9 protein-coding genes and 1 pseudogene are annotated in these 10552 nt (G+C 67.6%); 7 read left to right on the top strand and 3 right to left on the bottom strand.

Annotated features, from left to right (window positions below):
• From ACWFR3_RS07300 to ACWFR3_RS07280, 5 genes and pseudogenes are all read left to right on the top strand, one after another.
• Nucleotides 1–249, top strand: a pseudogene (locus tag ACWFR3_RS07300) (hypothetical protein); the annotation flags it as partial.
• Nucleotides 250–290: 41 nt separating this feature from the next.
• The gene (locus tag ACWFR3_RS07295; RefSeq protein ID WP_453733566.1) at nucleotides 291–551 is read left to right on the top strand and encodes a hypothetical protein; all 261 of its coding nucleotides are present in this window, start codon (nucleotides 291–293) and stop codon (nucleotides 549–551) included.
• Nucleotides 548–1111 (top strand): FxLYD domain-containing protein, encoded by a 564-nt coding sequence (locus tag ACWFR3_RS07290; protein WP_453733565.1) that lies wholly within the window; start codon nucleotides 548–550, stop codon nucleotides 1109–1111. Before ACWFR3_RS07295 ends, ACWFR3_RS07290 begins: the two co-directional genes overlap by 4 nt.
• A 174-nt stretch (nucleotides 1112–1285) precedes the next feature.
• Entirely contained in the window at nucleotides 1286–2050 is a 765-nt protein-coding gene (locus tag ACWFR3_RS07285; RefSeq protein ID WP_453733564.1) for a hypothetical protein, read from the top strand.
• 892 nt (nucleotides 2051–2942) lie between these two features.
• The gene (locus ACWFR3_RS07280) at nucleotides 2943–3569 is read left to right on the top strand and encodes an ABC transporter ATP-binding protein (RefSeq protein ID WP_453733563.1); all 627 of its coding nucleotides are present in this window, start codon (nucleotides 2943–2945) and stop codon (nucleotides 3567–3569) included.
• 51 nt (nucleotides 3570–3620) lie between these two features.
• Here the strand turns inward: ACWFR3_RS07280 and ACWFR3_RS07275 are convergent, their stop codons facing one another.
• The gene (locus tag ACWFR3_RS07275; protein WP_453733562.1) at nucleotides 3621–4835 is read right to left on the bottom strand and encodes an N-acetyltransferase family protein; all 1215 of its coding nucleotides are present in this window, start codon (nucleotides 4833–4835) and stop codon (nucleotides 3621–3623) included.
• Between the two features lie 230 nt (nucleotides 4836–5065).
• Between ACWFR3_RS07275 and ACWFR3_RS07270 the strand changes: the two genes are divergently transcribed.
• On the top strand, nucleotides 5066–5869 hold the full coding sequence (locus ACWFR3_RS07270; protein WP_453733561.1) for an ABC transporter permease: 804 nt from the start codon (nucleotides 5066–5068) through the stop codon (nucleotides 5867–5869).
• 61 nt (nucleotides 5870–5930) lie between these two features.
• Nucleotides 5931–6899, top strand: coding sequence for an NAD-dependent epimerase/dehydratase family protein (locus ACWFR3_RS07265; RefSeq protein WP_453733560.1), 969 nt, complete (start codon nucleotides 5931–5933; stop codon nucleotides 6897–6899).
• On the opposite strand, the gene ACWFR3_RS07260 is transcribed toward ACWFR3_RS07265, so the two are convergent.
• Nucleotides 6896–8467: an aminotransferase class I/II-fold pyridoxal phosphate-dependent enzyme gene (locus tag ACWFR3_RS07260; RefSeq protein WP_453733559.1), complete on the bottom strand. Its 1572-nt coding sequence runs from the start codon at nucleotides 8465–8467 to the stop codon at nucleotides 6896–6898. The two genes, ACWFR3_RS07265 and ACWFR3_RS07260, sit on opposite strands and share 4 nt — an antisense overlap.
• Nucleotides 8464–10149, bottom strand: coding sequence for an AMP-binding protein (locus ACWFR3_RS07255; protein WP_453733558.1), 1686 nt, complete (start codon nucleotides 10147–10149; stop codon nucleotides 8464–8466). Before ACWFR3_RS07255 ends, ACWFR3_RS07260 begins: the two co-directional genes overlap by 4 nt.
• Nucleotides 10150–10552: the final 403 nt, after the last annotated feature.

The raw sequence follows: 10552 nt of genomic DNA, 5'->3' as shown, positions 1-10552 counted from the left end.
CACATCAAACTCACCCCCGGCGGCGGCCTGACCTCCTGGATGGACAAGGCAGGCGACACCGCACCGGACCCGCAGCCCGCGCCCGACGACGACGTACAGCCCGACCCGCAGCCCACCCCCGACGACGAGGTCCGGCCCGACCCCCGGCCGACCCCCGACGACCACGTGACACCCGACGAGCACAAGCCCGCGCCGGACACCGACCACACAACTCCCGACAGCCCCGCGGCCCCGCTCCCGGCCGTTTGATCGAACCCCTCCCGGCTGTGTCCGCGCGAGTCCGAGCCCTAGTGATCGTCATCGCCGCCCTCGCCGCGAGCACACTGCCCACCGTCGCCGCGTTCGCCGACCCGTCCCACGTGCCTGCCACCGTGCCGCACAGCACGCCCCGCGAAGAAATCCAGCCCGCCACCAACATCGTCGGCCATCTCGCCCGCCGCACCGCCGAGCGCACCACAGGCCGACCCATCGGCGTGCTGGCGGAGCACCCCTCAACCGTGGCACAGAACACGCCCATGTCGCCTACACCAAATTGGTCCGATTCATCATGAGCAACCGCGACACCACCCCTCACCGACTGCGCGAGCCGGGCGCCCCGCAACAGCACGACGCTCCACAGCGGGGAGAAACGGGAGACCGGCTGCTGCCCCCCAGAAGGCAGCGCAACCCGTGGAAGTGGGCCGCACTCGGCTGCGGCGGGGTGATCATCCTGGCCTTCGGCAGCTGTGCGGTCCTGACCGGCGCCGTCGTGAACGAGGCGGACAAGGAGATCCAGAAATCCTCCGCCGCCAAACCCGGAGACCAGGCGAAGGAAGCCTCCGGAGCCAACGACAAACTCAAGGACGTCCGCCTTGGCGAACCGAGCACTGACGGCCTGGGCCTCCCCCAGGCCGAAGTAGTCATCACCAACAACAGCAGTCAGACGTCCAACTACCTGGTGAGCGTGGAATTCCTCGACGCAAACGGCAAACGCATCGGGGCAAACACCAGCGTGGCCAGCGCTGACGGCGTAAGACCGGGCCAGTCCGTGACCGCCAAAACCAGCTGCGGGGAGGAACACTCCGGCAAAATCACCACGAAGGTGACCGAAGTGCACCGGTACGCCTCCTAGAAGAGGCCGCCGGCCCCGGCCTCAGCCGCCCGCCCCGCCGCACGGGAGGCTTCGTGCACATGCCCCTGGGGCCGCCCGGCACACTCCGCCCGCAGGTGCGCAACCAGGACCTGCCACCCACCAGTCACATTGCCAGGAGCCACGCATCTCATGTCCGAGTCCACTCATCAGTGCATGATCAAAGCGGGCGCCGGCGGGCTCGTGTCCGCAGACTGGTGCATCGACCAGTTCGCCGACCGGATCGCTGCGCTCCCCTGCAGCCTCACCGAAGCGGACACGACCCGCTCCGAGTTGCTGCTGCACGAGCAGCTCTACGGAAAGAAGCGGCTGCAGATCTGCTACACGCCTTTCGACCGCTGCAACCCCACCGCGCAGGTACTGCTCGTCGGAATCAGCCCCGGACGCCACCAGCACCTCCTGGCACTGCAGGCAGCCCGCGCGGCACTGCGAGAGGGCAGCACCCCCGACGAGGCAGTCCGCAGGGCCAAGAACAGCGCCAGCTTCGCCGGTGCGATGCGGAAGAACGCCGTGAACATGCTGGATGAGATCGGAATCCCCCGGGCCCTGGGAATCACCGGCAGCGACACCCTGTTCGGTGACAACGCCCGCCTGCGCGGGGGGACTTCAGCAATCTGCCACGCCGTCTACGTCGACGGCGCGAACTACACGGGCCACGGGCTGGAGCGCATCCCTGCGCTCCGGGCCTTCGCAAGCCAGGTACTCGGCGCGGAAATCGAGGCCACCCCCCACGCATTGGTGATCCCTTTCGGTGACGCCGCGTCAAAGGCTGTACAGCTGGCTATCAACAGCGGGCGCGTGTCTCCTTCCCGCTGCCTGCCCGGCTTCCCCCACCCCTCTGGCGCCAACGGGTGGCGAGTACGCAGGTTCAAGGACGCCAAGCACGATCTGCGCCGTGCTGTCGCAGCCTGGCAGGGATGACCTGCCGCACACGGGCCAACAGACGCTCTGCGCAGCGCAATCAGCCGGGAAGCGATCGCCCGGCTCCTGCGGCCATGAACCGCCGTATGCCCGGTTCTCGCCCGCCCCTTGGACGGATCTCCCTGAGATGACGCACCGGCTCCGGCGTACGACGGGGCCCTCTGCCGCACGAGAACAAGCGCACAGTGTGGTGCAGACGGATGACAGCCGCCGTGTGCGCCGGGCACCGCTCCTCTGCTCATCGCGGAGCTCGCTCCGCACTACGGAGCAGCCGCATTCTGTTGTCGAACCGGACAGGGGGATAACTTCGCAGCTTTCGGGGGCGTCTGCCCCCGGACACCTGCGGATCGATACCGACACCCGCAGAAGGGCACCCACCATGCTCCCGCCCGAATCTCCCACCAGCGCCTCCCCCGGCCGCTTACCCGCCACTGGGGTCAGCAGATCTGCTGCGGTGGCCGTCGAGGCCCCCGACCGGCCGACGCGAAGCCCATGCAAGTCCTTGCCGATGGGACCTACCTGACCAAGATGAACCTGGCCGGTCACCTGGGAGCGGGCCGTGCTGCCGCCGGAGCAGCCGTGAAGGACTGCCGATCTGATCTCGCCCCGTCGGGAAGGAGCGAGGGATGACCGACAACGCCGATGGCCCCGAGCGTGCGGGCAAAGCTGGTCGCCGACCCGCGGCACGTGATGAGGCAGAGGCACGACCAAAGCCCTGCGAGCGAGCCTCCACCCGAGGACGACGACGCCTGCCGCTGCGGCCCGCTCACTTGCGTGCACCTTCTTCCGGGCTGCAGGTGCAGTGCCGGACAGGCTGCCGAGTCGTTGACGTGTTGGTAGTGGCGAATCGAGCGGAGTGGCGATGACGGGCTGTCTCTTGAGGATCGAGCAGGTGGAGAAGTCCTACGGCCGGCGTCAGGTGTTGCGGGGCGTTTCGCTGTCCGTTGCACCCGGCACGGTGGCGGGACTAGTGGGTGAGAACGGGGCGGGGAAGTCGACACTGCTGAAGATCATGGTGGGGCAGCTGGCTCCCGACCGGGGCGCGGTGCAGCGGCGGGGAGCACTGGGGTACTGCCCCCAGTCGCCGGTGCTCAATCCGCACCTCACCGTCGAGCAGCACCTGCGGTTCTTCGGGGCCGCCTACGGTCTGAGCGATCTGTCGTGGGCGTATGAACTGGTAGAGATCCTGGGGTGTGGCGCCTTTATGTCGGACCGGACTGGGGCCTTGAGCGGCGGGACCCAGCAGAAGGTCAATGTGGTCCTGGCGTTGATGCACGATCCAACTCTGCTGGTGCTCGATGAGCCGTACCAGGGATTTGACTGGCACACCTACGAGCAGTTCTGGGACCTGGCCGCATCCCTTCGTGATCGCGGTCGATCGGTGCTGGTGGTTTCCCATCTGGTCCATGACCGCGAGCGCTTCGACGTCCTGCACCATCTGCGGGGCGGCCTCACGCATGCGGAGGATCCCAGGGGCGTACGGCGGGAGACGCCGGCGTCCCCGTCTGTCACGCGGTGAGCTTCTTCTTCCGGGGAGGGCGCGAAACCGGCCGGCCAGCGCGGGGCGTCGTCAGTGTGTGATTTCTTCGCGCGTGCGCGACTGAACAGCGCTTTGCGGCCACGGGGTGTCAACGGGGCGCGTGTACAGGCGGTATCGCTTGACCATACGGCCGCCGATCCGCTTCATGACATGGTTGATCTGGTGGTTGTCTTCCAACACCCATGATGCTTCCGCGGTGTGCAGGCCTTGGGCCTGCGCCGCCCGGGAGAGGGCCAGGTACATCAGCAGCTCCAGGCCCTGCCCGCGGTCTTCCTTGCGTACTCCCATGGCGGGCAGGCGGGCACGGGTGAGTTGCCGTCGGGCGCGCAGAAGACGCAGCAATCCCAGGGGAGCGCCGTAGGAGAACAGCCGTCCGTCGGCAGCAGCGAGTGCGGGGGCGAGGTCGGGCACGAGGATCGCGAAGCCGGCGGGGCGACCGTTGACTTCACCGATCAGGGCGTACTCCGCTCGCAGCACCGGCTTCAGGCGGTGTCCGAGCGCGGCGAACTCGCTTTGGCTCGCCGGGCTGAACCCCCAGTTGTCGCCCAGGGCCGAGTTGTACAGCTCCCGGATGAGCTCTGTCTCTTGGGCGAAGCGGCGGAGGTTGGCCGGCCGTACCGTCAGGGCCGCGTTGCGGGTGATGTACTGGGCTGCACGCTGAAGCCCCCGGTCTTCGTGAAGGGTTGTCGGGAACTGGTGCGCGAGCAGGTCCTTGGCCTGGCTGAAGCCGAGGGACTCCAGCAGGGCGGGGTAGTAAGGGGGGTTGTAGGGAAGCATGACCGCCGGGCGCTCGTCGAACCCTTCGACGAGCATGCCGCATTCGTCGTTGGTGGTGAATCCGACGGGGCCGAGCATCGTCTCCAGACCACGCTCCCGCAGCCACCCTTCCGCGGCCGTGAACAGTGCTTCGCCCACTGACCGGTCGTCAGTGGATTCGAAGAGACCGAAGAAGCCCTCGCGGGTGGCGTGGTGGGCGTTGGAATGTGGATTGTTGACCGCGGCGATGCGTCCGACAGGTCTCCCGCACCGGCGGGCCAGGAACAGCTCAGCCTGTCCGTAGTCGAAGAACGGGTTCTTCCGGGGGTTCAGCAGAGCCCGCTGTTCGCTGCGCAACGGGGGGACCCAGTGGGAGCGCTCGCAGTGCAGCTGGTAAGGCAGCTCGACGAAAGCGGCCAGGTCGCTGCGGGAATGCACGGCGGTGATGTCGAGATCACTACCGGTGTGGGGGGCGGCTGCCACGGTCATGGGGGCCTCATCTGATGTACGCCGGTTGCAGGGTGTGTGGTCACACAACGATTCGCGTGGGCACAAAGCACGCTTGTGCGCCAGCGGCGTTGCCTTTGCCGGATCTGATTCGTTGGTGCAGGGCGTGGCGGCGACGCGGGGAGGGCGCTCCGCAGGGAGCAGCTTGGGCCCGGGCCAGGGCGCACGGGCGCCCAGCGCATCGAGGGCCGAATGAAGGAAGTGACGCAGTTGTGAGGTCTCTTGCATTGTTTTTCACCGCGACGCGCTACGCCCTGGTGGAGCATGGACGTAACCGGCTGGCTGTTGTTCTGATGCTGGTGTTCGTACCGCTGTGGGTGACGCTGGCGCATTTGACCGTCGGCACGGCTCCGGCACGGTTTCGGCTGCATGCCACCGGCGAGCTGCTGAGTGCACGCAGCAACGAGCTGACGCAGATCACGGGGGCCATGAACGCGATCACTGCGATTGTCGGCTTCATGATGTTCGCTTCGACGTTTTCCAACGGTGCGTTCGATCAGCGTCTGGCGATGGCAGGGTTCCCCCGCGGCCTCCTTGTCCTGGCCAAGGTGGCCTGTCTGATGCTGGCCTCGGCGGCGCTGGTCGGTTACGCGACCGCTCTGCTGTGCTGCTTCTGGACACCGCGTCAGCCGGGCGTGCTGGCCGCCGCCCTGTTTTGTACGGCGATGACATACGGAGCGTTCGGCGTCGCCCTGGGATCGTTGTTGCGGCGCGAGGTCGAGGGAATGTTCGCGATCGTCATGCTGACCGTTACGGACATCATCTTGCAAAACCCCGTTGCCAGCGCATCCTCCGACGATGACATCGTGCGGTTCTTGCCCTCCTACGGCGCCATGCAGGCTGCCGTCGCAGCAGGGTTTTCCTCCACCGCGCTTCCGGCCTATCTGCTGATGCAGCTGGCCTGGTTCGCGGTCGCGGCAGCACTGTGCCTGCTGGCCTTCCACCAGCGCACCCGTGTCTTTGCCTGCCGGCAAGTGCGCGGCGAAGGTACGGAATGCGGATCAGCACGTGTCTGACGGTCCTGCGCACAGCGCGGCAGCGACGGCGCCGACTCCCACTCGAGGGACCCGATTCACGGTGGTCGGCGCAAGCGGGTTCATCGGAAGGCGGCTCTGCCGGCGCATCACCGCGGACGGCGGCCGCGTCACGGCGCTTGTCCGGCCGACGACCGATGCACGCGCGCTGACGACGATCGGGGTGCGCGTCGTGAGGGGTGATCTGGTGAGCGGTCAAGGCATCGCCGAGGCGGTCGGGGACGCAGAGGTGGTCATTCATCTCGGCGGGGTAACAAGAGCGCTGTCGAAGGAGGAGTACTGGCAGTGCAACGGGCACGGCGCCGACAGGGTCGCCCGCGCCGCGGCTGCTGTCATGTCTCCCCCGGTCTTCGTGCTGTGCTCCTCGCTCGCGGCGGCGGGCCCCTCCACACGGGAGCGGCCGCGCACGGAGCGGGACACCCCGGCTCCCGTTTCGTGGTACGGGCGCAGCAAACTCGACGGTGAACTCGCTGTGCGCGCGTGGGCCGACCCGATGCAGGTCACCATCGTGCGGCCGCCTGTCGTGTATGGGCCGGGCGATGCCCTGCTGATGCCCTCGGTGAAGCCGATGATCCGTACCGGGATGCTTCTCCAGGCCGGTTTCGGTCAGCGCGGCTTTTCCCTGGTGCACGTGGATGACGTATGTTCCGCACTTGTCGCCGCTGCACACTGCGGAAGCCGCGTACGCCCAGGCGATATTGCCCGCGGCGTGTACCACCTTTCTGACGGCTTCACCCACTCATGGGAGAGCTTTGGCCATGCGGTGGGACAGGCGCTGGGGCGCAGCCGCGCCCCGCGCGTGGTGCCGGTGCCCGTGGCGGTGGTCAAGGCGGCGGCCACGGCCGCCGAGGTGCGGGGCAGGATGCGGGGTGCGCCGCCCGCCTTGACACGCGACAAGGTCAAGGAACTCGCCTGTGAGTGGTGGACGTGTTCCAACGACAAGGCGCGGCACGACCTTTCCTTGGCGTCTCCCATCGATGTGAAGCGGGGCCTGCGCTATTTGCACGGTTAACACTGCAGAGCTGACCGGGCGGCTGGTCCCGTGCCCGTGCGCGCCCGGGGCAGCTCGGTGGCCAGGGCCTCGACGGCCTGGCGGATCTGCTGCTCGCTGTGGCCGGCGGTAATGAAGAACCGCAGGCGGGACTGGGCGTCCTCGACGGCGGGAGGGATGAAGGGTGCGACGCTGATACCGCGTCGGCGCATGCGGTCGGCCAGCCGCAGTGCGCAGCCCGCGTCACCGGTGATGATCGGTACGACGCCGGAGCCGTCCGTGCTTCGCCCCGTGTCGAGCCCTGCTTTCCGGGCCAGCGCACGAAAGAGGTCGGCCCGGAGCCGAGCCCTCGCAGCCAGTTGCGGCCGGGCTCGAAGCTGCCCAAGGGCGGCCAGGGCCGCGGCTGCGGCGCTGGGCGCGATGCCGGTGCCGTAGATGAATCCGGGTGTGGTGTGGCGTAGGTGTGCGATGAGGTCGTGGCTGCCGGCGACATAGCCGCCGCAGCTGGCCAGCGCCTTGGACAAAGTACCCATGTGTACGTCCACTTGGCGGGGCGGCACCTGCCAGTGTTCGGCTGCGCCGGCTCCGCGCTCGCCGAGCACGCCGACGCTGTGTGCCTCGTCGAGATAGAGCTTGGCCTGATGCCTCCGGCACAGCTGCAGCAGCTCGGGAAGGTCCGCGAGGTCACCGTCCATGCTGTAGACACCTTCCGCGGCAACGACCGCAGTGCGGTGGTGTGAGCGCTCCTCGCTCAGAATCCGGTGGAGCGCTGCCAGGTCGTTGTGGGCAAACGAGCGGCGCCGGGCTCCGGACAGCTGGGCTCCTTGCACGATGCTGTTATGGGCGAGCTCGTCGTGGACGATCAGATCATCGCGTCCGACGAGGTGGGACAGCACGGAGACATTCGTGGCGTGGCCTGCGACGAAGACCAATGCTTGCTCGGTGTCCAGGTGCTCGGCCAGCGCTGCTTCCAGCTGCTGATGGACGGGGCGCTCGCCGGAGACGGCACGGCTGGCTGAGACGGAGGTGCCGTACCGGTCGATCGCTGCTTTCGCGGCGTCGGCCACCAGGGGGTCGCCTGCGAGCCCCAGGTAGTCGAAGGAGGAGAAATTGGTCATGGGTGTGCCGTCGACAAGCATGGTGGCCGCGGTCAGTCCGTCGTGCACGGTGAAGTAGGGGTTGCTGACCTCATGCTGCGCGAGCTCGGTGGCGATTCTCGCCAGTCCGGTCTGTGCACTGTCTGCTTGCTCGAGGAGGCTTGCAGTCTCGTGCGGAAGCCGCGCTGCCGGGGCTGCGTGGTCTTGCGTGGTGCGCGGGGCTACGAGACCGGCGCCGGGCCGGTGCCCGGCGGACGGAGACTCCGCGAGTGCTCTGCACAGGTCTGCGACCGTGCGCGCTTGACCGAGCGTGGCGTCCTGGACTCTCACGCCCAGCTGGTGTTCGGCGATGACGACGACTTCGACGAGCTGGACGGAGTCCAGGCCCAGCGACTGCACCTCCGTACTCGCGTTGATTCCCGCGATCCGCCGGGCCGTGACTTTCTCGCAAGCCGCGTGCAGCACCTGCATGATCTCGTCACTGCTGGTCATACGAAGCTTCCATCCGTGGGGGCCGCGGCCTTGTCCGTACGGGCCAGGTAACTTGCGCGCATCTGCTGTCGTCGGGGCTTGCCTGACGTCGTTCTCAAAACGGTGCCCGGGCCGACAGCCACGACGTCGGCCACCTTGAGTGATAGTCGGTGGGCCACGAGTTCTCGCACTCTGTCCGTCAAGGCCGCGGCCTGGTCCGCCCGGCAGGCGGCGAGCACCACGACCTCCTCGGTGTCCGTGGCGGGACGGGTGAAAGCCACCGCCCCATTGGGACGCACCCCTTCGATGGTCTCCACCAGCCACTCAACACTCTGGGGATCGATGTTGCGCCCGTTGACGACGAGGACGTCCTTCGACCGTCCGGTGATATGCAGGGCACCGTCCTCATCGAGATAGCCGCGGTCCCCCGTGCGCAGCCATCCGTCCCGCCCGAAGGTCTCAGCTGTGGCGTCGCTGTCGCCCACATATCCGCGGGCCACGGAAGGGCCCCGGACCCAGACTTCACCAATGTTCCGCGCAGCGCACGTCTTTGCCGCCTCGTCGATGATGCGGACCTCGTGTCCGGACAGCGGGTGGCCGCAGGTGACCACTTCTACCGCTGCTTCCCCGGCCGCAGCACGTTGTGCCCGTCCCCGCTCGTGCAGTCCCGATCGGCTGACATGCTGGCTCTCAAGCCCAGCGCCCTGCGCTGCGAAAGTAACGGCAAGCGTCGCTTCGGCCAGTCCGTAGCAGCACCGCACCGCGGCCGGGTCGAGGCCGGCGAGCTGATGGATGTCGGTGAAGTGCTCAATTGACGCCCGGTTGACCGGCTCACCACCGCACAGCATGGTGTGCACGGCGGAGAGGTTCAGGTCTGCCACCTCCTGCGGTCGCGAGCGGCGTGCCGCGAGCGCGTAGGCGAAGTTCGGTGCGGCAGTGATCGTCCCTCCTGTCTGGGACATCGTCCGCATCCACACGCCAGGATCCCGGATGAATGTGCTGGGCGCCATCAAGGACACCGACAGTCCAAGGGTCAGCGGCGCTAGAACGAAGCCCACCAGGCCCATATCGTGGTGCAGCGGCAGCCAGCTGACACCATGATCTCGTTCGGGCTTCGCACGCAAGGCGTCCATGATGCCCAGCCCGTTGGCAGTCACTGATGTGCATGTGGCTGCGACCGCACGTGGCCGCCCGGTGCTGCCGCTGCTGAATTGCAGGTAGGCGACACGCTCGGGATCAAAGCCGACGGCATCGATTGCGCCCGAGGCGGCGACGTCCAACTGCTCGTAAGCAGCCAGACGCGCTCGCACGCCCGGCAACAGACGCAGGTGCTCCTCGGCCGCGGCTACCACCTTCGGCTGCACCACTTCCAAGGCGGCAACGATCTCTTCCCGCCACCCTTCCTTGCGGCCTAGCGGCGGAGGCGGCAGGGGCACCGGCACCGCTCCCCTCCACATGGCGCCGAGGAATGCGGCTACGAAAGCGGCCGGCTCCTGCGCGATCAAGGCGACTCGGTCCCCGGGAAGCACCCCGGATCGTGCCAGTGCCTCGGCGCGTCCGCGCACTGCCGAAAGCAGCGCGCTGCGGGAAACCTCCATCACGTCGTGGTTCGCAGCGATGTAACGGTGGGCCAGAGCACTGTCGCCCTCCCACCCCGCCATGACGCACGCCAACCATTGCTCACCCTTGACAGGCGTTCCCATTCGGCTTCCCTGCGTTCACTGGCAAGATCGCCCGAACCGTACCGGCAAAGACATCGGGATAGGCAACTCCTGTCCCCCAAAGCGGTGACGCTGCTAGATCAGGGGCGTATGCCCGGCACGCCGGTCCACACCCTCAATACACCCCGGTGGTCAGGAACATGCGGAGCCCAGTGTGGGACCGCAGGAACAGCCCGTCCTGGTCGCCCACTGCACAGCCGGCTGGAAGCGCAAAGCGTTCACTGCCGTTGCAGGCTGCGGGCATAGACCCCGCGAAGCGGTCCCGGAGCCCTCGGGAGTGACTCACCCCCTCGACGCGGCGGCCTGGGGAGCCGGACGCGTCGCCGCCAACGAGCACCCCGGACTACAGTGGGCCTCTTTAATATGTTTTATGCCCGTACGGTGT

This window comes from Streptomyces sp. NPDC055189 (genome assembly GCF_053606765.1).
Note: the sequence above shows the minus strand (reverse complement) of the source record. Positions and strands in the feature narration are given on the sequence as shown.

Bases quoted from the DNA above. Each gene is read 5' to 3' on its own strand.
- ACWFR3_RS07275 (WP_453733562.1), bottom strand. From the start codon at position 4,835: ATGACCGTGGCAGCCGCCCCCCACACCGGTAGTGATCTCGACATCACC.
- ACWFR3_RS07285 (WP_453733564.1), top strand. From the start codon at position 1,286: ATGATCAAAGCGGGCGCCGGCGGGCTCGTGTCCGCAGACTGGTGCATC.
- ACWFR3_RS07290 (WP_453733565.1), top strand. From the start codon at position 548: ATGAGCAACCGCGACACCACCCCTCACCGACTGCGCGAGCCGGGCGCC.
- ACWFR3_RS07260 (WP_453733559.1), bottom strand. From the start codon at position 8,467: ATGACCAGCAGTGACGAGATCATGCAGGTGCTGCACGCGGCTTGCGAG.
- ACWFR3_RS07255 (WP_453733558.1), bottom strand. From the start codon at position 10,149: ATGGGAACGCCTGTCAAGGGTGAGCAATGGTTGGCGTGCGTCATGGCG.